The sequence below is a fragment of the Siccirubricoccus deserti genome (assembly GCF_014283215.1).
In the GTDB taxonomy this organism is placed as follows: domain Bacteria; phylum Pseudomonadota; class Alphaproteobacteria; order Acetobacterales; family Acetobacteraceae; genus Siccirubricoccus; species Siccirubricoccus deserti.
In genome coordinates, this window is sequence record NZ_JACOMF010000029.1 from 31224 (window position 1) to 55442 (window position 24219).

General features: G+C 69.6%; 16 protein-coding genes. 6 read left to right on the plus strand and 10 right to left on the minus strand.

Going from position 1 to position 24219, the window contains the following annotated elements; all coding sequences use genetic code 11:
• Complete coding sequence (locus tag H7965_RS19425) at positions 1-540, plus strand: hypothetical protein (RefSeq protein WP_186772245.1); 540 nt, start codon at positions 1-3, stop codon at positions 538-540.
• 19 nt (positions 541-559) lie between these two features.
• On the opposite strand, the gene H7965_RS19430 is transcribed toward H7965_RS19425, so the two are convergent.
• Entirely contained in the window at positions 560-2350 is a 1791-nt protein-coding gene (locus tag H7965_RS19430) for an aminopeptidase P family protein (protein WP_186772246.1), read from the minus strand.
• A gap of 177 nt (positions 2351-2527) precedes the next feature.
• Between H7965_RS19430 and H7965_RS30415 the strand changes: the two genes are divergently transcribed.
• The 4 genes from H7965_RS30415 to H7965_RS19450 all read left to right on the plus strand — a co-directional run bounded on the left by H7965_RS30415 (position 2528) and on the right by H7965_RS19450 (position 8458).
• Complete coding sequence (locus tag H7965_RS30415; protein ID WP_222440713.1) at positions 2528-2803, plus strand: DUF1127 domain-containing protein; 276 nt, start codon at positions 2528-2530, stop codon at positions 2801-2803.
• Positions 2804-3166: 363 nt separating this feature from the next.
• Positions 3167-4360 (plus strand): MFS transporter, encoded by a 1194-nt coding sequence (locus tag H7965_RS19440; protein ID WP_186772247.1) that lies wholly within the window; start codon positions 3167-3169, stop codon positions 4358-4360.
• 435 nt (positions 4361-4795) lie between these two features.
• Complete coding sequence (locus H7965_RS19445) at positions 4796-6478, plus strand: MFS transporter (protein WP_315898704.1); 1683 nt, start codon at positions 4796-4798, stop codon at positions 6476-6478.
• Positions 6479-6574: 96 nt separating this feature from the next.
• A complete protein-coding gene (locus tag H7965_RS19450; RefSeq protein WP_186772248.1) occupies positions 6575-8458 on the plus strand; it encodes an AMP-binding protein in 1884 nt (627 codons plus the stop codon).
• Between the two features lie 38 nt (positions 8459-8496).
• Here H7965_RS19450 and H7965_RS19455 read toward each other — a convergent pair whose 3' ends face one another.
• From H7965_RS19455 to H7965_RS19485, 7 genes are all read right to left on the minus strand, one after another.
• Entirely contained in the window at positions 8497-9912 is a 1416-nt protein-coding gene (locus H7965_RS19455; RefSeq protein WP_186772249.1) for an HlyD family type I secretion periplasmic adaptor subunit, read from the minus strand.
• Entirely contained in the window at positions 9896-11668 is a 1773-nt protein-coding gene (locus H7965_RS19460; protein ID WP_186772250.1) for an ATP-binding cassette domain-containing protein, read from the minus strand. Before H7965_RS19460 ends, H7965_RS19455 begins: the two co-directional genes overlap by 17 nt.
• A 29-nt stretch (positions 11669-11697) precedes the next feature.
• Complete coding sequence (locus H7965_RS19465; RefSeq protein WP_186772251.1) at positions 11698-13431, minus strand: ATP-binding cassette domain-containing protein; 1734 nt, start codon at positions 13429-13431, stop codon at positions 11698-11700.
• A 4-nt stretch (positions 13432-13435) separates the two neighbouring features.
• Entirely contained in the window at positions 13436-14122 is a 687-nt protein-coding gene (locus H7965_RS19470; RefSeq protein WP_186772252.1) for a hypothetical protein, read from the minus strand.
• Between the two features lie 300 nt (positions 14123-14422).
• Positions 14423-15667 carry a glycosyltransferase family 4 protein gene (locus H7965_RS19475; protein ID WP_186772253.1) on the minus strand — a complete coding sequence of 415 codons (1245 nt, stop codon included), beginning with the start codon at positions 15665-15667 and terminating at the stop codon, positions 14423-14425.
• 3 nt (positions 15668-15670) lie between these two features.
• Complete coding sequence (locus tag H7965_RS19480) at positions 15671-17809, minus strand: glycosyltransferase (protein ID WP_186772254.1); 2139 nt, start codon at positions 17807-17809, stop codon at positions 15671-15673.
• A 142-nt stretch (positions 17810-17951) separates the two neighbouring features.
• Complete coding sequence (locus tag H7965_RS19485; protein WP_186772255.1) at positions 17952-18677, minus strand: calcium-binding protein; 726 nt, start codon at positions 18675-18677, stop codon at positions 17952-17954.
• 418 nt (positions 18678-19095) lie between these two features.
• Here H7965_RS19485 and H7965_RS19490 point away from each other — a divergent pair, with 418 nt between their 5' ends.
• On the plus strand, positions 19096-21426 hold the full coding sequence (locus H7965_RS19490) for a beta strand repeat-containing protein (RefSeq protein WP_186772256.1): 2331 nt from the start codon (positions 19096-19098) through the stop codon (positions 21424-21426).
• A 114-nt stretch (positions 21427-21540) separates the two neighbouring features.
• Here the strand turns inward: H7965_RS19490 and H7965_RS19495 are convergent, their stop codons facing one another.
• Complete coding sequence (locus tag H7965_RS19495) at positions 21541-22992, minus strand: protein adenylyltransferase SelO (protein ID WP_186772257.1); 1452 nt, start codon at positions 22990-22992, stop codon at positions 21541-21543.
• 54 nt (positions 22993-23046) lie between these two features.
• A complete protein-coding gene (locus H7965_RS19500) occupies positions 23047-24219 on the minus strand; it encodes an acyl-CoA dehydrogenase family protein (protein ID WP_229682715.1) in 1173 nt (390 codons plus the stop codon).

The window sequence follows — 24219 nt, forward strand, 5'->3', positions numbered from 1 at the left end:
ATGGCGATCCGTCCCATGTCGCTCCTCTGCGCCCTGTTCCTGGCCGGCTGCGAGTCGGCGATGCCGGTGACCGCTGGCCTTTTCATCGGCAACATCGCCTCGGTTACCACCATCGGGCGGACCCTGCCGGATGCGGCGGTGTCGCTCGTCACCGGGCGGGATTGCTCGCTGGTCCGGCTCGACCGCGGGCAAAGCTATTGCCGGGCGGAGGAGCCGCCGCCGGTGCCGCAACCCTATTGCACCCGCTCGATCGGGCGGGTCGATTGCTGGCGGAGCCCGCCGCTCGCCATCCCGCCGCAGCCGGGGGTGGCGGATGGCAGGGCGGTGCTGACCGCGGCCCAGGAGGCGCATCGGACCCGGCGTTGGCCAGGGCTTTGGTCGAGCCCGCCCACGCCGGTCGAGGCCCGGGCGGCAGCGCCGGCCGCCGCGACGGCACCGGTCGCCGCGCCTGCCCTGACCGCAGCGCCACCAGCACCCGCCGTGCCGCCGCCCCACGCAGCCCTGGAGCCGATCGCCGCGCCACCGCCGGCGGCGCCGTAACGGATGGGCGCTGCCGGAATCAGCCCGGCGGCAGGGGCGCGCAGGCCGCCGCGAGCCATGTCGCGGTCGCCGGGTCGCAATGCGGCGCCACCTCGGCCAGCACCCGGGCGTGATAGGCATCCACCTGCGCCCGCTCCGCCGGGGTTAACAGGCGGGGCAGGATCAGTGCCCGGTCATAGGGGGCGAGGGTCAGGGTCTCGAATTCCAGGAAGGGCTTCACCTGGTCAGGCCGTGCCGTGGCCGGCTGCACCAGCAGCAGGTTCTCGATGCGGATGCCGTACTGCCCCGGCAGGTAGTAGCCCGGTTCATCCGAGAGGATCATCCCCGCTGCCAGCGGCACCACCTTGGCGGTGCGGCTGAAGGCCACCGGCCCCTCATGCACCGAGAGGAAGCTGCCGACGCCATGGCCGGTGCCATGGTCGAAATCCAGCCCCGCCTCCCACAACGGGCGGCGGGCGATGGCATCGAGGTGCGGCCCGGCAACGCCCTGCGGGAAGCGCAGCGCGGCCAGCGCCAGATGGCCCTGCAGCACTCTTGTATATCTCTCCCGCAGCAGTTCGGGCGCCGGGCCGGGACCGGTCCAAAGGGTGCGGGTCACGTCGGTGGTGCCGTCGCGGAACTGCCCGCCGCTGTCGATCAGATAGCATTCATCGGGGCGAATCGCCCGGTTGCTTTCGGGCGTCACGCGGTAGTGGACGATGGCCCCATGCTCGCCGGCGCCGCTGATCGCCGGAAAGCTCTCGCCGTGGAACAGCTCCAGCGCGCGGCGGAAGGCCAGGAGTTGGGCGGCGGCGCTCAGCTCGGTCTCCCGCCCGGTAGGGGCGGCGGCGGCGAACCAGGCGAGGAAGCGGGCCAGCGCCACCGCGTCGCGGCGATGCGCGGCGCGGGCGCCCTCCTGCTCCACCGGATTCTTGCAGGCGCGGGGCAGCCGCACCGGGTCGTCGCCGGCCGCCACCGTGGCACCGGCCTCGCGCAGCGTCTGGGCGAACCAAGCCGGCGTCGCCTCCGGGTCCAGCCGCACCGTCTTGCCAGCGAGGCCTCGCAGCGCCGCCGGCAGTTCGGCCCGCGGCCGCACCACCACGTCATTGCCGAGGTGTGCCCGCGTCTCCGGCGGCACCTTGCCAGGGTCCATGTAGACCTCGGCGCTGGCGTCGGCGCGCAGCAGGGTGAAGCCGAGGGCGAGGGGGGTGTTCTCCAGGTCGCCGCCGCGCAGGTTGAGCAGCCAGGCGAGGGAATGCGCATCGGCCAGCACCGCGGCATCCTCCCCGGCGGCCTTCAGCACGGCGGCGGCCTCGGCGCGCTTCTCGGCGGCAGGCTTGCCGGCGAAGCGCAGCGGGTGGGGCAGGGCAGGGGCGGCAGGCGGCGCCGGGCGGTCGGCCCAGATCGCATCCAGCGGGTTGGCCGGCAGCGGTACGAAGGTGAGGCTTGGCCGGGCCATCCGGGCCAGCGCTGCCTCGGCATGCAGCCAGGGATCGTAGCCGATCCGGCGGCCGGCGGCGTGCTCGGCCAGCCAGTCGCCGACCGGATGCTCCGTGGTGTGGCGTTGCTCCCAGAGCGTGGTGTCGGTCTGCTGTGCCGCCTGGGTGGTGTAGCGGCCATCGGTGAACAGCGCGGCTCCGGGAGACAAACCTTCAGCCAGCACCACGGCAAGGCCGGCACTGCCGGTGAAGCCGGTGAGCCAGGCAAGGCGCTCGCCGGAGGCCGGGACGTATTCGCCGAGATGTTCATCGGCGCGTGGCACCAGGAAGCCATCGACGCCGGCGCGGGCCAGTTCGGCGCGAAGGGCGGAGAGGCGTTCAGCGGGGGACATCGGCAACTCCTTACGACTTACTTAAGCAATTTTGTGGGCTCTCACACGAAGTCCCGCGCTGGGCGCATGGCTTCCCTTCCGCTTTCGCGCTGACCCGAAACCGTACCCGTTACTATATTTGTGCAGCGCAGCATCGGGCCGATCCGGTCCGGCTCGCCAGGAATCGGAACGCTAGCCATGCCCGCCCATTTCACCAAATCCGAAGCCTCGTACCTCCTGCCCGCAACCCCCGTCGCCGATCAGGTCGAGGCGATCCGTCTGGCGGCCAGCCGGGCGCGCGATGCCGCGGCGATGCACGGCGTAGCGCGGTTCGTTGACCGTGTGCTCGGCTGGCCGGCCCGAATTCGGGCGCGAGCCGAACTCGCCGCCCTGAGCGAGCGCGAACTGTCGGATATCGGGCTGACCCGAGGCGACATCGACCGCGTCGCCGATGGGGCATTCGACGGCCGCTGAGGCCCCCGCTGGTATCGGCTGAAGTATCCATTGATGGCTTCGCCCCGGTTGGATTTGCGTTCAACCCGCTGGGGGGACAAGCGTCTCCCCAGACGGCGGCCTGAGTTCGGGAGCGGCTCGAACAGCCGCCTCATGGGCCAGGAGCCGACGGCGGCTCTGCCTCCGGTCTCGAATGCGTCGCGGCTCTTGTTGGCGCTTCCGGAGTTCTGATCTTGGACATCGGGTTGAACAGCGCCTTCAGGATCAAAGGGTGGTCCGGGGGATTGCCTCTGGCACTCGCGTACTACCCCTGCCCCTGCCGCATGGCAGGGTCGGCGTTTGTCGCGCTTGCGAAGGAATCACCGCGCCGGGTGTGATACGTTCATGCCCGTAGCCGTCTGGACCATCGTCGCCGCCGCCGCCGCTTCCATCAGCCTGGCGCTGGGAATGCGGCAAACCTTCGGCCTTTTCCTGCTGCCGCTCTCGGCGGAGCAGGGGATTTCCCCGGCTGTCCTCGGCATCGCCGTCGCCTTCCACAACCTGGTCTGGGGCCTGTCGCAGCCGATCACCGGCGCGCTGGCGGACCGCCACGGCGCCGGCCGGGTGATGGCCGGCGGGGCGTTGCTGCTCTCGGCCGGGCTGGCGCTACCCGCGCTGCTGCCCAATGCCGTGGCGGTGCTGTTCGGCATCGGCGTCCTCACCGGCATCGGCGTGTCCTGCTGCGGCACCGGCGCGGCGCTGGCCGCGGTCGGCCGCGCCGTGACGCCGGAGAAGCGCGGCGAGATGATCGGCTTGGCCAGCGCCGGTGGATCGCTTGGCCAGGCGGCGCTGGTGCCGGTGGCGCAGAGCCTGATCGGCGGAGTGGGCGCGGTGGCGACCCTCGGCATCCTTGCGGCGACCTTGCTGCTGATCGTACCGATCTCCCGCGCCATCGAATGGCGGGCGCCGATCGAGACCAGCGGGCCGCGTGCCACAGGGCTTGCCGGGCTGCCGGCGCTGGCGCGGTCGGCGCTGGCGGACCGCAATTTCGCCCTGCTGACTCTCGGCTTCTTCGCCTGCGGCTTCCAACTCGCCTTCCTGACCATGCACCTGCCGAGCCATATCGCGGTCTGCGGCCTGCCGGCCGGGCTTGGCGCCACCGCGCTGATGACGGTCGGGCTGTTCAACATCCCGGGCAGCTGGCTGTGCGGCAAGATCAGCACCTACATACGGCCGGAGCAGGCGCTGGGCTGGATCTACGCGGTGCGCAGCGTCGCCATCGCCTGCTTCGCTTTCACCACCCCTACGCCGGCCGGCACGGTGGTCTTCGCTGCGGTGATGGGCTTCGTCTGGCTCGGCTCCATCCCGCTGACCAATGCGGCGATCGCCCAGCGGTTCGGGGTGGCCGACCTGGGTGCGCTCTATGGAGTGTGCTTCCTCAGCCATCAGCTTGGCGGCTTCCTCGGCGCCGGTGCGGGGGCGCTGCTGCTGGAGTATGCCGGCAGCTACGCGGCCTTCTGGCCGGTGATGGTGGCGATCGGGATGCTGGCGAGCGGGCTGAACTGGATCATCCGCCCACCGGCACGGGCACTGGCCTGAGGCAGTTGCGGGTACCGAATCCCGGATATCAGATTACATTTTATAACGTACTTGCTGCCATGATGAACGCCGGCAAGCCGTCGGCGCATCGCATGGCAGCGCCGATCCGGTCAGCCCTGGGCCGTCGCCGTAGCAGCGAGGCTGCGGAGGACTTTAGGCTGACCGCAGGCCCGTTTCCCTGAACACTGGGTCATCTCTTCCCACACCAAATGGCAGTGAGCAGCCGCGGATGGCGCATCCTGGTGCGGCGGCGTTCCGAGGAGCCTGCTATGGCTAGGCTGGGCTGAAAGACGCGCCGGCGTCCTACTGGCCTGGAACCAAGACCAGCGAATGGCAGAAACAGAATAAGAACCATCGAAGGGGCGAGGAATGGCCAGCCAGTCAGCGACGTTGCAGTCCACCGGGCCGCGGCCGATGACGCGCGAGGAAAGGAAGGTGATCTTCGCTTCCTCACTCGGCACGGTGTTCGAATGGTATGACTTCTACCTCTATGGTTCGCTCGCCGTGATCATCGGCGCCAAGTTTTTCAGCCAATTCGATCCCGCGACCCGCAACATCTTCGCCCTGCTGGCCTTTGCCGCCGGCTTCCTGGTGCGGCCCTTCGGTGCCCTGGTCTTTGGCCGGCTGGGCGATCTGGTGGGGCGGAAATACACCTTCCTCGTCACCATCGTGATCATGGGCGCCTCGACCTTCATCGTCGGCGTGCTGCCCACCTCCGACCAGATCGGCATCAGCGCGGCGATCATCCTTATCATCCTGCGGCTGCTGCAGGGGCTGGCGCTGGGCGGCGAGTACGGCGGCGCCGCCACCTATGTGGCGGAACACGCGCCGCACGGCAGGCGCGGCTTCTACACCAGCTGGATCCAGACCACGGCGACGCTCGGCCTGTTCCTCTCGCTGCTGGTCATCCTTTTCACCCGCACCGCGGTAGGGGAGGAAGCCTTCGCCGACTGGGGCTGGCGCGTGCCCTTCCTGCTCTCGGTCGTGCTGCTCGGCATTTCCGTCTGGATCCGGCTGCAGCTTGAGGAGAGCCCGGCCTTCGTGCGGATGAAGGCGGAAGGCACCCAATCCAAGGCGCCGTTGTCGGAGGCCTTCGGCCAGTGGCGGAACGCGAAGGTCGCGCTGATCGCGCTGCTGGGGCTGACCGCGGGCCAGGGCGTGGTCTGGTACACCGGCCAGTTCTACGCGCTGTTCTTCCTTCAAAGCATCCTGAAGGTCGATGGCTATACCGCCAACCTGCTGATCGCCTGGTCGCTGGTGCTCGGCACCGGCGGCTTCATCTTCTTCGGCTGGCTGTCGGACAAGATCGGCCGCAAGCCGATCATCCTGGCCGGCTGCGCCATCGCGGCGCTGACCTATTTCCCGCTGTTCCAGATGATGACACGGGAAGCCAACCCCGCGCTGTACCAGGCGCAACAGACCATTCCGGTCACCATCCTGGCCGACCCGAAGGACTGCAACTTCCAGTTCAACCCGACCGGCACCGTTACCTTCACCTCCTCCTGCGACATTGCCAAGCAGGTGCTGGCCGGGCTCTCCGTGCCCTACCGCATGGAGGCGGCGGCGCCGGGCACCGTCGCCGCCGTCCAGGTCGGCGGCGCCTCAGTCCAATCCTTCGACGCGACCCGGGCCGGGGCGGAGGCCGCGGCGGCCCGCACCGCCTTTAATCGGGACGTGACGGCGGCGCTGACGGCGGCAGGCTACCCGCCGGCAGCCAACCCATCCGTGGTGAAGATGGCGCATCCCTTCGACGTCTTCCGCGCGCAGACCGGCACGATTGTCGGCATCCTCTTCATCCTGGTGATCTACGTCACCATGGTGTACGGGCCGATCGCCGCAGCGCTGGTCGAGCTCTTCCCGACCCGCATCCGCTACAGCGCCATGTCGCTGCCCTACCACATTGGCAATGGCTGGTTCGGCGGGCTGCTGCCGGCCACCGCCTTCGCACTGATCGCGGCGACCGGCGACATCTACTTCGGCCTCTGGTACCCGATCATCTTCGCCACCATGACCCTGGTCATCGGCCTGATCTTCGTGCCGGAGACCAAGGACCGCGACATCTTCGCCCAGGATGCAGCGGAGCCGGCGCCGGCCAGTACCATCGGCGCCCGCGCCTGACGAACGCACCGCGGGGAAACCCGCGGCGCTTGGCGGCAGATGGCTGGACGCGGCACGCCGGCCTTGCCACCCTGCCGGCAAATCCGGGAGGACAGCATGTCGAGCTACGACGCGACCTACGCGGCTGCCCAGGCCGCCCCCGAGGAGTATTGGGCCGCCGCCGCCCGGGCAATCGACTGGGACCGCGCGCCGGACCGAAGCTTCGATCCGTCGCTCGGTGCCTATGGCCGCTGGTTTCCCGGCGGGCGGCTGAACACCTGCCACAATGCCGTCGACCGCCATGTCGCCGCCGGCCGCGGCGACCAGCCGGCAATCCTTTACGACAGCCCGGTCACCGGCAGCCGCGCGACGATCACCTATGCCGCCCTGCAGCGGCGGGTGGCAAAGCTGGCGGGGGCGCTCGCCGCGCTCGGCGTCGGCGTCGGCGACCGGGTGGTGATCTACCTGCCGATGGTGCCAGAGGCGCCGGTGGCGATGCTCGCCTGCGCCCGGCTCGGCGCGGTGCATTCCGTGGTGTTCGGCGGCTTCGCCGCGGCCGAGCTGGCGGCGCGCATCGCCGATGCCGAGCCGAAGGTGATCATCTCAGCCTCCTGCGGAATCGAGCCGGGGCGGGTGGTCGCCTACAAGCCGCTGCTCGACACCGCCATCGCGCTCTCACCGCACAAGCCGCTGGCCTGCCTGATCCTGCAACGGCCGGAACAGTCCTGCGCGCTGACTCCGGGCCGCGACCGGGACCTGCTGGAGGCGGAGGCGGAAGCGCCGCCGCACCCCTGCGTGCCGGTGGCAGCGACCGACCCGCTCTACATCCTCTACACCAGCGGCACCACGGGGAAACCGAAGGGGATCGTCCGCGACAATGGCGGGCATGCGGTGGCGCTGCACAACTCCATGGGCCTGCTCTATGGCATCGGCCCGGGGGAGGTGATGTTCACCGCCTCCGATGTCGGCTGGGTGGTCGGGCACAGCTACATCGTCTACGCGCCGCTCCTGGTCGGCGCGACCACCGTGCTGTTCGAGGGCAAGCCGGTCGGCACACCGGATGCCGGCACCTTCTGGCGGGTTTGCGCCGAGTACGGCGTGAAGGCGATGTTCACCGCCCCCACCGCGATCCGCGCCATCAAGCGCGAGGACCCGGAGGGCAAGCTGCTCGCGGCGCAGGACCTCTCGAAGCTGGGGACGCTGTTCCTGGCCGGCGAACGCTGCGACCCGCCGACCGCCGAATGGGTTGCGGCGCTGCTGCGGAAGCCGGTGATCGACCACTGGTGGCAGACCGAGACAGGCTGGAGCATCACCGGCAATTTCCGTGGCCTCGGCCTGTTCCCGGCGCGCTTCGGCAGCGGCGGCAAGCCCGCCCCCGGCTACCATGTGGCGGCGCTGGACGAGGCCGGGCAGCCGCTGCCGCCGGGCGCCACAGGCACCCTGGCCATCCGCCTGCCGCTGCCGCCGGCATGCCTGCCCACCCTGTGGCAGGCCGAGGCGCGGTTCCGCCAAGCCTACCTCGAGACCTTCCCCGGCTGGTACAACACCTCCGACGCTGGGGTGGTGGACGCTGATGGCTATGTCTCGGTGATGTCGCGGACCGACGACATCATCAACGTCGCCGGCCATCGGCTCTCGACCGGGGCGATGGAGGAGGTGCTGGCGGCGCACCCGGATGTTGCCGAATGCGCCGTGGTCGGGATGAAGGACAGCCTGAAGGGCCAGGTTCCGCTCGGCCTGGTGGTGCTGAAATCCGGCGCCGGGAAGCCCGAGGCCGAGCTGGTGCGGGAGCTGGTGGCGCTGGTGCGCGACCGCATCGGGCCGGTGGCGGCCTTCAAGGATGCCAGGGTGGTCACCCGCTTGCCGAAGACCCGCAGCGGCAAGATCCTGCGGGCGACCCTGCGGCGGATCGCCGATGCCGAGGACTACACCGTGCCACCGACGATCGACGACCCGGCGATCCTCGACGAGATCGAGGCCAGGCTCCGGGCGGCGCCGTAGCGGGCCGCCCCCGATGGGGCAGGCCCGCGGCGCCATGCTCAATCCCGGAAGGCGCGGCGTGCCGCGTTGCGGATGGGCGAGAGCAGATAGGAGAGCGGCGTGCGCTCCTCGCCCAGCACATAGACCTCGGTTGGCATGCCGGCGCCCAGCCTGACATGCGGGTAGAGGTCGAGCACGGATTGGTCCAGCTCGGCCCGCAGCACGAAGAAGCTGACCCCGGCCTGGGTCTGCTGCGCATCCGCCGCCACATAGGTCACATGGCCGGGGAAGGTCGGCAACTCGCGGGTGCGGTAAGAGCTGAGCCGGACATTCACCCGCTGGCCGACCTGCACCTGCTCGATGTCGATCGGCATAACCTGCGCCTCGACGATGAAGCGGTCGCGGGCCGGGACCAGGTCCAGGATCGGCTGGCCGCTGCCGATGGTGGCGCCCGGGGTGAAGGCCTGGATGTTGGTGACCTTGCCGCTTTCCGGGGCCAGCACCTCGCGCCGGTTCAGCACGTCCTGCGCCGCCCGCAATGCGCCGGCGGCGCTGGCGGTCTGGGTCTCCGTCGTCTGCAGGTCGGTGGCGATCTCCGACAGGCGGGTGAGGCGGATGGTCGCCAACTGCTTCTCCGCCTGGCTCACCTGCTCGCGCAGCTGGGCCTCCTGCGACATGGCGGTGGCGATGGCGGAGACGAAGCTGGCCTCGGTCCGCTGCAATTCCAGCACCGTGAAGCGGGAGGCGAAGCCCTGCGCCAGCAGCCGGGACAGGCCGGCGATCTGCTCGCGGGTGGAGCGCACCTGCGCCTCGGCCGCGTCGCGCTGACCGCGGACGCCGGAGATCTGTTCCCTGAGCTGGCTTATGGCGCGTTCCTGCACCGCTACCTGACCGTCGAAGGCGCCCCAGCGGGCACGGAACAGCGATTGCTCGACCTCGATGAAGTTCAGCACCGAGGGGTTCTCGGCAGCGGCCCGCTGCACCTCCTCGGGGAATTCCAGGGTGCGACTCTCCGCCTGCTCGGCGCGCAGCCGGGCGATACGGGCACGTCCGCCCCAGTATTGCGCCCGCGCCTGGTCGGCCGACGCCTCCGCCTGGGTGACGTCGAGCTGGAGCAGCGGCTGGCCTTCCTGCACCAGCGTGCCGTCCTGCACCAGCAGCCTACGCAGGATGCCCGGCTCCAGCAGGTTCACCGTCTTGCGCCGGCCCTCGGGGATGAGCTGGCCGCTGGCGATCACCGCCTGCTCCATCTTCGTCATGGTCGCCCAGCCGACGAAGGGGACGATGCTGAGCGAAAGGGTGAGCAGCGCCATCCGGGCCACGCGGGCCACCGGCGGCGACTGCACCCGGGCCTCCAGCTGGGCCTCGATGGACAGCGGCGGCGGCAGCGCGGTGGGCAGCCCGGTATCCGCCCGGACCAGCGACTGCCCAGCCCCTTGCCGCGTCTCCGGACGCTCCTCAATCAACTGTTGCAAGGCTGCCTCCCATGATGTCGGCATCCTGCTCGGCCGGGCGCACCTGCCAGGTGCCATCCCGTTCGAGCAGCAGGCGAAGATCGGTCACGTCGTTCCAGGTGCGCGGCTCATGCGTCACCACCAGCACCACCGCGCCGCGCGCCTTTGCCGCTTCCACCGCGCGGCGCATCATGCTGCGGGAATGGCCGTCGAGCCCGACCTCGGGCTCGTCCATCACCACCAGCGCAGGGTCGCGGTACAGCGCGCGCGCCAGACCGATCAACCGGCGCTGCCCGGCCGAGATGCCGCTGGTGCCGCCGGCCGGCGTCTGGTAGCCGAGCGGCAGCCGGCCGATCATCTCATGCGCGCCGGCGGCGCGGGCGGCGGCCACCACGTCGTCCGGCGCGGCATCCGGGCCGCGGCCGATGTTGCGGAACACGTCGCCTTCCAGCAGTTGCACATCCTGCGGCAGGTAGCCGATGCGGGCGCCGAGCTCGGCGCGGTCGCAATGCCATGTGTCCTGGCCGTCCAGCAGCACCCGGCCGGTGGTCGGCGGCATCAGCCCCAGCACCAGCCGCAGCAGGGTGGATTTGCCGACGCCGTTCGGCCCCTGCACCGTCATCATCGTGCCAGGCGCCACCCGCAGGTTGATGCCGGTGAGGATCGGTTTGGGGCGGCCTTCCGGCCAGAAGCCGAGGCCCTCGATCAACAGCCCGGTCGCCGCCTCCGGCTCCGGCGGGTGGACCTCCGGCGCGCCGTCCTGGCGCATCGCCTCGCGCAGCCGCCGCCAGGCCTGCACCGAGTTGCCCCAGCTCTCCCAGGAGCTGAACAGGCCCGAGAAGGGGCCGGTCGCCATGCTGACCAGCAGCATGGTGGCGAGCAGCAGGCCGACGGTTGCGGTGTGATCGACTACCAGCCAGAAGCAGCGGATGCTGCAGGCCATCAGGGTGAGGCTGGAGATGAAACTCTCCAACTCCTGAAGCGCGTCGGAACGCCGGCGGCTGGCGTCCATGCTGTCGAGCGCATTGGCGTATTTGCCGTGCCAGCGCAGCAGCGTGGCGGGCAACAGGCCGATGCCGCGCACCATGTCCGGGTGCAGGAACTGGCCGCCGAGCTCAGCCGAAGTGTTGTCCAGCCGCCGTTTGCTCTCGGCCATGATAGGCCGGGTGGCGCGCAGCATGACCAGCCCGAGCAGGCTGGAGATGACGATGCCGGTGACGACGATGATCCCGAGCCAGACATCCAGGTAGAACAGCACCGCCACCGCCGCGACGGCGCCGATGACGTCGAGCAGGGCGGCTGGCGTGCGGCTGGAGAAGAAGCGCTGCACCGTGGCGATGTCACGGAGGATGGCCACCGCCGCGCTGACATCGGTACGGACCGCGTTACGGATCGCCGCCTGCATCGCCTCCATTCGCAGGCGCAGCCCGAAGCGTTCCGCCGCGGCGCCGAGCATCGCGCTGCGGAGATGTCCGTAGATCGCCGCGGCGATCATCGCGGCGACAAACAGCAGCGTCAGCCCGGTCAGCGTCGCCGTGTTGCCGCTTTCGATCACCCCGTCCGACAGGTGCTTCAGAAAGAGCACGAAGGCAAGCTGGCCGCAGGTGTGGCCGAGGGTGAGCAGCAGCAGCAGCAGCAGCGTGAAGGGCGTCATGCCGAACTCGCTCGGCCGCAGCTGGGCCAGGCGGCGGGCTGGTTCCGCGCGCGGTCGGTCGGTGGCGCGGCCTTCGCCGCCACGGGCATCGGCTTTGCCGCTGTTGTCAGGCGGCCGATTCATGCCGCCCCGGTTCCGGTCGTTCAGCGCGCTCATGCGGCAGCCCCGGTGCGGCGCGGCGATGCAACCCGGCGGACGCGGCCGACCATGCGCGATTGGTCCTCGCCAGCCGGCACCAACGTGCCGTTGCGCAGCGCCAGGACGCGGTCGGCCGCAGCCAGCAGGCTCGGCCGATGGGTGGTGAAGATCACCGCCGTTCCCTCCTCCCGCAGTACCGCCAGCAGGGTCGCGGCGCTGGCTTCGCCCTCCGCGTCGAGCGAGCCGGCCAGCTCGTCCAGGATCAGCAGCTTGGGCCTGCCGTACAGCGCCCGCGCCAGGGCGATGCGCTGGCGCTGGCCCATTGAGAGCTGGTGGCCCTGCAGCAGGGGCGTGGCATAACCGTTTGACAGGGCGATGATCGCCTCATGCGCCGTCGCCCGCTTGGCGGCGTCCAGCACCAGGGTCATCTGCGGCGCCTCCAGCCGGGCGATCACCTCGGCGACGGTGCCGCGCGACAGCAGCGGGTCCTGCGGCAGGTAGCCGACGTGCCGGGCCAGCTCGCGGCGGTCCCATTGGTGCATGGCGTGGCCATCCAGGTAGATGCCGCCGATGCTTGGCCGCATTACCCCCATCAGCAGCCGCAGCAGGGTCGATTTGCCGCTGCCCGAGGCGCCGACGATGGCGATGATCTCGCCCGGTTCCACCACCAGCTCGACGTTGCGCAGCAGAGGCGGGTGCGGGCCGCGGAAGGCGAAGGACATGTGCTCCACCACCAGCCGGCCTTCCGGGCAGGGGAAGGGCAGGCCCTCCGCCGGGCTGCCGCCCTCCTGCACCAGCGCCCGCAACCGCTGCCAGGCGGCCCGGCTGTCGGCGATGGTGCGGATATAGGCGCCGATCCCCACGAAGGGGTTCACCAGCAAGCCGACCAGCATCAACGCGCCGCCGAGCAGGGCGTGGACGCTGGCGCCGTTGATGGCGAGGACGGCCATCGTCACCATGGTGGCGCCGCGGAAGGCCGACATCAAAATCTCCAGCGCCGTCCGCAGCCGCTCGGCCCGGCGTTCCGCCGTCCATGCCTCGCCCCCGCCGGCGGTGCTGACCTTGATCCATTCCTGCGCCAGGCTGGGCAGCATGCCCATTGCCAGCACTGCTTCGCCGGACCGCATCGCATCCGCGGTCAGCCCATAGGCCCGCGCCTCGGCGGCGCCGTTGAGCGTCGCCGCGCGTTCGCTTGCTCGCGCCAGCAGGATGCTGAGGATGCTGGCCAGGATGCAGAAGACCAGCGCCACGATGCCGAAGGCAATGTGCATCAGGCTGATCAGCACCAGCAGGACCGGCGTGACGATGAGGCTCACCACCACCTTGGCGGCCGGGCCGGCCAGGCTGGCGCGCAAGGTCTCGATGTCGTTCAGCACCTCGGCCGAAAGCGTTTCCGGCCGTCCGGCGCGTTGGGCGGTGGACAGCACCGCCGGCACCGCCAGTCGCTGCGCCGTGTAGCGCGCCATGGTACCGAGGGCATGGGCCTGCAGCGCCTTCAGCGCCGCCCCCACCGCCAGGGCGATCAGCCAGAAGACGCAGGCGGTCTCCAGCGTGCCGAGGCTCAAGGTCTGTGGCACCCGGGTGATCAGCGACATCTTGTTCATGACGATGGCGAAGGCCAGCAGCATGCCCAGCACACCGAGGCCGGACACCAGGATCAGCCAGCCGCTGGCGGCCCGCAGGATGTCCTCGATGGCCCGCCTGAGCAGGACCTCCGGCGATTGGGATGGCGCGGCCGTGCCCGACATGCGGTCAGCTCCAGGAATTCGCGACCGCCAACGCCATGGCGGCGCTCGCGGCACTGGCGAGCACGGCGATCAGCACCGCCTGCCAAGGGTCGAGCCGGCCGGGCGAGGCCGCCTCAGGCGTGGCGTCGGCCTGCGCCAGCTTGGCATCCAGCCGCGACAGCCAGAGCTCCAGCTCATTGAGCCGGCGTTCCAGCGCCGCGTTGCTGCGGCCGATCGCGGCCACCGCCTCGGCGTCCGGCAGTTGCTCGGCACGGCTGCGGAAGGCGGCGAATTCGCCGCGGATCGCCTGCTGCTCGGCGGCCACCGCTTCGACCGTCCGCTGCAGCGTAGTGGTCACCTGGCTGTCGTCCTGGCGGCGCAGCCGGACGGTGATCGGGTAGCTGCCACCGTCGCCACCCTGCGCCATCAGCGTGAGTTCGGAGCGGCGATCGAACCATTCGGGTAGCAACGCGAATTCGAATGCGTGGCAGCCGTCGCCGATGCCGTTGGCGGCAAGGTCCGGCCGGGCGAAATCGGCGATGGTGCTGGCCACCGTCTCGCCGTCCAACCGCAGCTCCACTGGTACCCGATGCGTCGGATAGCCCGCATCCCAGGCCCAGCCGTAGAGTCGGTCGGTCGTCGCATTGTCGATGAGGCCACGCACATCTGACGCCGGACGCGTGGCCTGGGTCGCCTGGTCACCCTCCGTCATGCGCGTAGTCTCCCGACCGGGCTGAACCGACTGCAGAACACTCATCCTTATGGTTCTCCCGAAACCGGCCCGCCGAAGTCGTGCGGCCGGTCGCCTGCGGTATCCATCCGGACCGCGGCTGGCACCCGACCGCTTCAACTGAAGCAATCAGGCTTCAGCCCCGTTGGCTGGCAGCGTGACTTGCGCTTTCGGTGCTTTAACCTCCGGCGGTCACGATTCCGACCGAGTTCCTCCGGGCGCCGATGATACTGGCGCGTGGCACGCCCGCCGAAGGCTTCGGCAAGCAGCAGCGGCGACACACTAGGCCGTTATCAGCCCCATTGCATCTTGATAGAGTTCAAGGTGGCGTTCAGCCACTTCGGCGATGGTCGGCGGTGGCGCGATATGGGCGACCAGGTGGTCCCACAGCCCCTCCGTCGTCATGGCGCGGCGCATCACCTGGGCAAGGCCGGCGGGGTCGTTGACTGGGGCATGCAGCCCGTCCACCCCATCCCGCACCATCTCGGCCATGCCGCCGATGCCGCCGCAGATCACCGGGCGGCGGTGCAGGAAGGCTTCCTGGATCACCAGCGGCGCATTCTCCCACCAGATGGAGGGCACCACCACCCAATCGACCTGCGCCATCAGCCCCGGCAGCTCGGCCGCGCCGTAGGGGCCGGGCCAGGTGGCGGCCGGCGTCGCCGCGAGGTCGGCGCGCAGGGTCTCCATGAAGCTGTCCGACTGGTAGGCGGCTCCGCCATGCAGGGTCAGCCGGTGGGCGATGCCGGCGGCCTGCAACTGCCGCGATGCCTCGAGCGCCACCAGCCCGCCCTTGAAGCGGTTGAGATGGCCGAAGAAGCCGAAGCGGTCGCGCCTTCCGTCCGGCGCGATGCGGTGCGGCGCCGGCTCGGCGGGCAGCAGCCCGTTTGGCATGACGGTGAAGCGCTCTGCCGGCCAGCCTGCCGCCACATAGCGGTCGCGGGCGAAGGCGGAGGGGGTGAGAATGCGGTCGAAGTCGCGGAACACGTCGCGCATCTGCAACGCCCGCATGACGAAATCGGCGCCCGGCCGGCCGGGGAAGCAGGCCTGGCAGGCATCCAGCGACGGCCCCTGGCAGAGGCGGCCGGCGGTGGTCAGCAACTGGCCTTCCTGCGGGCAGAGCGGGAAGTAATCATGCGCGGTGAAGATCAGCCTGGCCCGCGGTGCAGCGCGGCGGATCAGGTCGACGGTCTCGAGGCCGAACATCAGCGGATGGTGCAGATGCACCACGTCGGGTGCCAGTTCGGCGATCACCGGCGCCAGACTGGCGAGACCGTAGGTGTCCGGCTGGGCCAGGAAGAAGCGGTCGAAATGGCCGAGCCAGACCAGCATCTCATCGGGCTGGTCGTTGATGCCCTGCAGCATGGTACCGGGCCGGCGTTCCCGATGCGCGCCGGTGACGGCGGCGAGGAAGGCGCCTTCCACCCCGTGGCGGTCGCGCAGCTCGCGGAACAGGCTGCGGGCCAGCACCTCGGTGCCGCCGGCCTGCAGGCCGGGGTGGTTGTGGCAGAGGAACAGCAGTCGCATGGCTCAGCCCTCCCCGAAGGCGGAGGATGGGCGTGGCATGCCGGCCATCAGCGCCTCGATTGCCGCATCCCAGCGGCCATGGTGCAGCATGCGGTTGTAATTGCTAGCCAGGGTCCGGGCGTAGCCGACATGATCGCGGATCGACTGGCGTTCGAAATGGTAGAGCTCGCTGGCGGGGACATAGCCGATGCCATGCCCGGCGGCGCGCAGCTTCAGGCAGAGGTCGCTGTCCTCGTAGTCGCCGATGACGTAGTCGAGGGTGAGGCCGCCGACCGCGCGGAAGGCCGCGGTGCGGACGCAGAAGGCGGCGCCGGTGATGCCGGGCACCGGGCGGGGCTGCTGCGCCGCCGGCCAGTGACGCGGAAAGCCCTTGTGATAGTGGTTGTTGAACCACTCGCCGCCCGGCCCACGCTCGAAGAACAGCCCGGCGTGCTGCAGCGAGCCATCCTCGAACAGCAGCTTCGGCCCAACCGCGCCGAGGCCGGGGTCGGTCGCCAGCGCCGCCAGCAACGGCTGCAGCCAGCCGCGGTCGGCCGGCACCACATCGGAGTTGAACAGCAGCAGCACCGGGGCCCGCGCCTGCTCGGCGCCGGCGTTGCAGGCGGCGCCATAGCCGTAGTTGGTCGGCTGGACCACCAGGGTCAGCGGCAGGCGATAGAGGCCCTGCATGCCGCGCAACAGGTGCTCCACCTCATCCCGCTGTTCCGGTGAATCGAGCACGTAGATAAGCTCGGCGCCGCGCAGCGCCGGGTCGCGGGCGAAGGCGCCGAGCTGGTGCCGCAGGAAGCGCAGGTTGCGGTAGAGCGGCACCACGATGGAGGCGAAGGGCTGCGCCGGCGGGGTGCCGATGTGCAGTACGTCGGGCGTGCCGCGGCTGGCCATGACCTGGCCGTGCAGCCGGGCAACCGGCGGGGCGATGCAGCGCGCGAGGATCTCCTGCGTCACATGCGCCGGGGCGATGGCGCCGAGGATCCTGTCGCGCGCCGCCTGTGGGTGCAGCAGCCCGGGCGGCGCGGTGAGCACCACCTGCTCGCCGGTCGACAGCTCGAGCCGGAGCGACCATTGCGCGACGGGGCGGGGCGCCGCATCCGGCAGATGCGCAGCGAATCCGGGCTTGGCGGTGGCCCCGCCATGCGGCGAATCGGCGAAGGTCTTCAGCAGGTCGGCGCGCGGGAAGCGGGCAGTGGCGGTGAGATCGAGCGGGCGCTCGCCGCGGCCGCCAAGCAGCGTCATCCCGGTGACCATGCCGAGCGGGTCGCGCAGCCAGCCGCGCAGGAACAGCCCGCCGGCATGGTCCTGCACCGCCATGTCGAGCGAGGCGCCGAAGGGGTGTTCCGGGTCGGCCAACTGACGAAAGGGCTGGACCGGTGCCAGCATGGCCTGGTCGCGCAGCAGCCGGCGGAAGCCCGGCTCAGCACCGGCGCGGCGATTGATCTCGGCCAGGGCAGCCCGGTGCAGCGCCTGGGATTGCGGATCCTTGCGGCGGCCGAGTTCCGGCAGGCCGGGCAGCCTTGCGTCGGCCGGCGCCAGATGGATCGGCCCTGGCCCCATGGGCGGCAGCAAGAATCCGCCGGCCATGCCGCGGTCGGGCAGGATGAAGTTGCTGGCGCCGATGGCGGTGCGGCGAATCCGGTGGCGGCCGAGCACGAAATGCACGCCCGGGTCCACGCCGACGCCGGTGGGCAGCGACCAGAGGATGCTGTCATGGCCGCAGAGCGCCACCGGCAGTGCGGTCTGGCTCGACGCCAGGGTAGTATTGGCAAAGCCGTGGCAGGCGGTGGCCAGCGCCTGATCCTCGGCCGCCCGCATGACTCCGAGCGCCTTGGTGGCGACGAAGCGAAGGATGGCCAGCACCAGCCCCGGGGCGGTGGCGCCGGTCAGTGCGGCCATGTCGGGAACAGGCAGCAGGTGCAGCGCGGCGGCGCCGTTTGGTGCCCGCAACAGCAGGATACCGCCCGGCTCCAGTCCGGATTGGGTTCGCGCCAGCAGCAGCCAGAGCGCGGTGCCGGGACCGCTGTCCGGGGTTGGGAAGGCCTGCCAGGAAATGCTCGACCGCAACGGCTCGCCGGCCAGTTCGAAACTGGCGGCCGCAGTGTCCAGACCAGGCGGTAAGCCGCCAGCCCCGCCGCGGACGCCAATCATGGCGATGTCCGGGGACAGGCACAGCAGGCCAGCGGAAACGTGAGCGGCGGCATCCATGGATGCCGCCGCCTCTCTTTCGATGATACTCAGGACAACCCCCGCCGTCACCAGCTCTCGGTATCAGGGACAGGTTGCTGGATACTTACGTCGTGGGCAGCGAGCCGACCTTCAGCCAGGAGCTGATATCGTTCACCAGGTCCTGCGCCGTGGTGCCGCCGGAGATGCCGCTGATGGTGATGGTGGAGCCACCGCCGAGATCGATCTTCACGGAGTTGCCCACCACCGAGACCTTGCCGGCCAGATCGGCTTCGGAGTTGATGCCCTCGACGCCGGCCACGATCCGGACCTCGTCACCGGCCTGGAAGCCGGAGATGGTGTCGTTGCCGAAGCCGTTGACATCGAAGACGAAGAGATCGGCCCCGCTGCCGCCGATCAGCAGGTCGTTGCCGAGGCCGCCGATCAGCGTGTCGAGGCCGTCGCCGCCGAACAGCGTATCATTGCCTTCGCCGCCCAGGAGGAAGTCGTCGCCATCACCGCCGACGACCTTGTCGTCGCCCATCCCGCCATCAACAGTGTCACCGCCGCTGCCGGCCTCAACGCTGTCCGCGCCGGAGCCGGAACTGATCGAGTCTTCACCGGCGCCGCCCTTGAACGAGTCGTTGCCCGTGCCGCCGAGGATAGTGTCGGCTCCCGAGCCGGCCTGGACATAGGTGCTGATCGACCCCGTCGCATCAACATAAGCCTCACCGGTGGTGCCGCCGCGGTCCAGAATAACCCCGGTACCGCCGATATGGTAAACGGCATCGTGATCGGAGGCGATGCCGCCATCCGTGTGCCCGCCGCCGATAATCGAAGCGAAATCGCCCATTGCCAGCACCCCAGCGTGGTTTGACGCACAACGGCGCCGTAAGACATGCCGCTTCTTTAACCATGGGTTGCTGAGCGGTCAACGACTAAGGGATTGGCTTTACAACTCATTACACCAGCTGGTTCGGCCCGGGCGTTTGCCGCGCCAATGCAGATGGAACAGCCAATCGGTTGCAAAAGCGTTGTTTCACCGTATCGCGAGAACGCCCGGCGGCAATGGGCCGGTAGGTAGCCTCCGCTACCGGCAGCCGTCGCCGCGAATACGTTGTCGTTAAGCTGACTTAAGTTGTGCAACAAAATGAGACGCCGTGACTTCTTCACCGCCAAGTGTGAAGACACTATAAGCGCTTTCAATCGTCCGTTCAGAAAGGGCCCGCTGGGGGCTTGATCTGGCCGCTTGTCCATTGGAGGCCGTTTCCATGCCGCTCATCTCCGGCGACGAATCCGACAACGAGCTTCTGGGGACCGGCGGTGCCGACACGCTCGAGGGGCTTGGCGGCAATGACACGCTGGTGGCGGGCATCGGCCCGGATTCGCTGGACGGCGGCGCCGGCAGCGACACGGTGAGCTACGCCGGGGCGTCGGGCGCGGTCAGCGCGACCCTGGAGTTCGTGCCGGGCAGCGGCACCGGCGGCGACGGCGACGGCAACACGCTGGTCGGCATCGAGCACCTGGTCGGCTCCGGCTTCGGCGACGACCTGACCGGCAGCGCGGCGGCCAACCGGCTGGAGGGCGGCGCCGGCGACGACAACCTCTCGGGCGCCGCGGGCAACGACACGCTGGTCGGCGGCGCGGGCGACGACCTGCTCGACGGCGGCACCGGCAGCGACACCGCCGACTACAGCGGCAGCGCCGGGCCGGTCCTGGCCGATCTGCCGGGCGGGGTGGTGACCGGCGAGGGCACCGACACGCTGCTCGACATCGAGAACATCACCGGCTCGGGCTTCGACGACACCATCATCGCCGCTGCGAACGGGGTGCTGGACGGCGGCGCCGGCAGCGACACGGTGAGCTACGCCGGGGCGTCGGGCGCGGTCAGCGCGACCCTGGAGTTCGTGCCGGGCAGCGGCACCGGCGGCGACGGCGACGGCAACACGCTGGTCGGCATCGAGCACCTGGTCGGCTCCGGCTTCGGCGACGACCTGACCGGCAGCGCGGCGGCCAACCGGCTGGAGGGCGGCGCCGGCGACGACAACCTCTCGGGCGCCGCGGGCAACGACACGCTGGTCGGCGGCGCGGGCGACGACCTGCTCGACGGCGGCGCCGGCAGCGACACCGCCGACTACAGCGGCAGCGCCGGGCCGGTTCTTGTCGACCTCGACGGTGGCACCGGCATCCATGGCGGCGACACCGACACGCTGATCAGCATCGAGAACGTCATTGGCACTGATTTCAACGACTTCATCGCCGGCACCAGCGGCGCCAACCAGCTTGTGGGCGGCGCCGGCAGTGACACGCTCGTCGGCCTGGGTGGCCCGGACACGCTGATTGGCGGTGAAGGCTACGACATCGCCGATTTCCGAGGTAACCTGGGCCCGGTGTCGGTCAACCTCGGGCTGCTCGGCACCGGTTCCGGTACCGAAGGCAACTCCGGTAGTGTGCTCACCAGCATCGAAGGCGCGATCGGCACCGAATTCGGTGACGATCTGACCGGCGATGATGCCGACAACTATCTTGTCGGCTTGGGCGGCGGCGACAACATCGATGGTGGCGCCGGCAGTGACACGCTGATGGGCGGCGCGGGCGATGACTTCCTGGACGGCGGCGAGGGGCTCGATCTGGTGGATTACCGCCTCAGCGCCGCTGCGGTGGTGGTGAACCTGGCGGATGGTGTTGCCACCGGAGAGGGTACCGACACGCTGCTGAACATCGAATGGGTCGTCGGCTCCAACTTTGACGACTCCATCACTGGCGACGATGGCGCCAACTACCTGTACGGCAATGGTGGCAACGACACCCTGGCCGGTGGTCTCGGCAACGATACGCTGGACGGCGGCGGCGGCAACAACACCGTCGACTACACCGCCGCGACCGGCCCGATGATTGTCAACCTGGGGAACAACGGCGCGGTCGGCGAAGGCTCCGACGTGCTGCTCAACATCCAGAGTGTCATCGGCAGCGGCTTCGCCGACTATCTTATCGGCAATGCCGCGGCGAATATGCTGAACGGCGGGCTCGGCAACGACACCATTATCGCCGGCGCCGGTGGAAATGACATGCTGGATGGCGGCGAGGGCGAGGATCTGGTCGACTATCGCTTCGCCACGACTAATGTGGTGTTGACGCTTGGCGACCTTGGCGACGGCAGCGCGACCGTCGGTGCCGACACCAGTACGCTGATCGCGGTCGAGCATGTGGTCGGCTCGGGCTTCGGCGACACGCTGGCCGGCAACAGCCTCGGCAACTTCATCTTCGGCGGCGCCGGCGACGACAGCCTGGCGGGCGGTGGCGGGAACGACACGCTGCTTGGCAGCGATGGTTCGGACTCGCTGAATGGCGGCGTCGGCGACGATGTGCTGACCGGCGGCGACGGTGCCGACTATTTCTACTTCCAGTCCGGCGACGGCAATGACTACATCACCGACTTCACCATCGGCGTGGACAAGCTGGTGCTGTCCGAGGCCAGCTATGCCGGCTTCGAGCCGATCTTCACCGCTCTGGGCAGCGACTACCTGATGACGGTTGGCACCGATACCGTCATCTTCGCCGGTCTCGGCAGCTTCGACACGAACGACATCATTCTGATCTGAACTGGTTTGGCCGGCCGCCGGGAGAATCCCGCGGCCGGTCGCTGCCAGAATGGCGGGGACCCGCGCCGGCTTCGGTCGGCGCGGGTTTTTTCATGGCGATGGTGCCAGTGCGCGTCAGGTGCCGCAGAAGGTCTGCAGCACCCGTTGCTCAGGCCGTGGCGGCAGGGCGTAGCGCGCCGCCTCCGGCTGGTCGTCGAATGGCCGGGTCACCACGGCGAGCAGCGACTCGAAGGGTTGGAAATCCTCGCGCGCCACGGCGGCGACAATGGCCTCCTCCACCAGGTGGTTGCGCGGGATTAAGGCGGGGTTGGTGGCGCGCATCGCCGCCGGGCGGTCGGCTGCCGGTTCCGCCGCCAGCCGCTGCCGCCAGGCGGGAGCCCAGGCATCATAGGCACCGGGATCGGTGAAGAGCGCCCGTACCGCCGCATCGCCCTCCGGCCCAGCGGCGGCATCGCAAAGGGCGCGGAAGGTCAGGGTGAAATCGGCTTGGTTGTCGGCCATGCGCTGCAGCAGGTCCTGTACCAGCGCTGCATCGCCCTCCTGCTCCGTCGTCAGACCCAGCTTGCGCCGCAGCCCGCCGAGATAGGCCGCCTGGAACTGCGGCCCGAATCCGGCCAGCGCCTCCTGCGCGCTGTCGATTGCGGCCTGTTCCTCCTCCGCCAGCAGCGGCAGCAGCGTCTCGGCCAGCCGGGCCAGGTTCCATTGCGCGATGCGCGGCTGGTTGCCGTAGGCATAGCGCCCGCCCTGGTCGATGGAGCTGAACACCGCCGCCGGATCATAGGCATCGAGGAAGGCGCAGGGACCGTAATCGATGGTCTCGCCGGAGATGGCGCAATTGTCGGTGTTCATCACCCCATGGATAAAGCCGATATGTAGCCATTGGGCGATCAGCGGCGCCTGCCGCGCCACCACGGCTTCCAGCAAGGCACGATACGGGTTCGTGGCCTTGGCGGCCGCCGGATAGTGGCGGGCGATGGCATGGTCGGCCAGCAGCTTCACCGCCTCCATGTCACTGCGGGCGGCGAAGTACTGAAAGGTGCCGACGCGGATGTGGCTGGCGGCGACCCGGGCCAGCACGGCGCCAGGCAGGGCTCCTTCTCGGAACACCCATTCGCCAGTGGTTGCCGCCGCCAGGGTACGGGTGGTCGGCACGCCTATGGCGTGCATGGCCTCGCTGATCAGGTATTCGCGCAGCACCGGGCCCAGTGCCGCCCGTCCGTCACCCTGGCGCGACCAAGGGGTAGGGCCGGAGCCCTTGAGCTGGATATCGCGCCGCACGCCATCCCGGCCCACCACCTCGCCCAGCAGGATGGCACGGCCATCGCCGAGCTGCGGGGTGAAATGGCCGAATTGGTGGCCGGCGTAGGCCTGGGCGATCGGCTGGGCGCCCTGCGGGATACGGTTGCCGGCGACCACATCCGCGTCGATGTCGGCGGGATCGAGGCCGAGCTCCCGTGCGAGTGGCTCGTTCACCTTGATCAGTGCCGGCGCCTTCACCGGCGTCGGATCGAGCCGGGCGAAGAACCGATCGGGCAGGCGGGCATAGCTATTGTCGAAAGCGATCATGCCCCCGACATCGGCCCGCGCCCCCCGGCTTGCAAGGACCCGGTCGGCAAGCGCCTAGAGCGTGCGGCCGATGATCTCCCGCATGACCTCGCTCGATCCGCCGTAGATCCGGCCGACCCGGGCATCGGCCCAGGCGCGGCCGATCTCGTATTCGGCCATGTAGCCATAGCCGCCGTGGATCTGCAGGAAATCGTCGAACAGCCGGTTCTGCATCTCGGCACCCAGCAGCTTGGCTGTCGCCGCCAGTTCCACGGTCAACTCCCCGCGCAGGTGCAGCGCCAGGCAATGATCGGCGAAGACCCGGAACATTGCAGCCTGGGCCTTGGCATCCGCCAGCTTGAAGCGGTTGTGCTGGAAGTCGATCACCGACTGGCCGAAGACCTGCCGTTCGCGGGCGTAGTCCACCGTCTTCTGCAGCATCACCTCCATCCCCATCGCCGCCCGCACGGCGATCACCAGCCGTTCCTGCGGCAGGTTGCGGATGAGGTAGGAGAAGCCCTTGTTCTCCTCGCCCAGCAGGTTGCCGACCGGCACCCGGACATCCTCGAAGAACAACTCCGAGGTGTCCTGTGCATGCAGGCCGATCTTCTCCAGGTTGCGGCCCTTGGTGAAGCCCGGCGTGCCGGCGGGGACGCAGATCAGGCTGATGCCCTTGCGCCCCGCGGAGGGGTCGGTCTTGGCGCAGACGATGACCAGATCCGCCAGCTGGCCGTTGCTGATGAAGGTCTTGGAGCCATTGATGACGTAATGGTCGCCGTCGCGCTTCGCCGTGGTGCGCATCGCCTTGAGGTCGCTGCCCATGCCCGGCTCGGTCATGGCGATGGCGCCGATGATCTCGCCGCGCGCCATCTTCGGCAGCCATTCGCGCTTCCGCTCCTCGCTCGCCAGATCGGCGATGTAGGGCACGACGATGTCGGAATGCAGCGGGAAGCCAGGGCCGGTGCAGTTGGTCCGGGCGATCTCCTCGATGATGACGGCGGAATAGCCGAAATCGGCGCCGGCGCCGCCGTATTCCTCCGCCAGCATCGGGCAGAGCAGCCCGGCGCTGCCTGCTTCCAGCCACAGGCTGCGCGGCACGATGCCATCCCGTTCCCATTGCCGGTGGAAGGGCACGATGTGCTTCTCGAAGAAGCGGCGCACCTGGCCGCGGAAGATCTCGTGATCGGAGGAAAAGACACTCCGCGGGCCAGTGAGACTGGCGGCGGTGCCGCCCATGGTGGTGTCCAT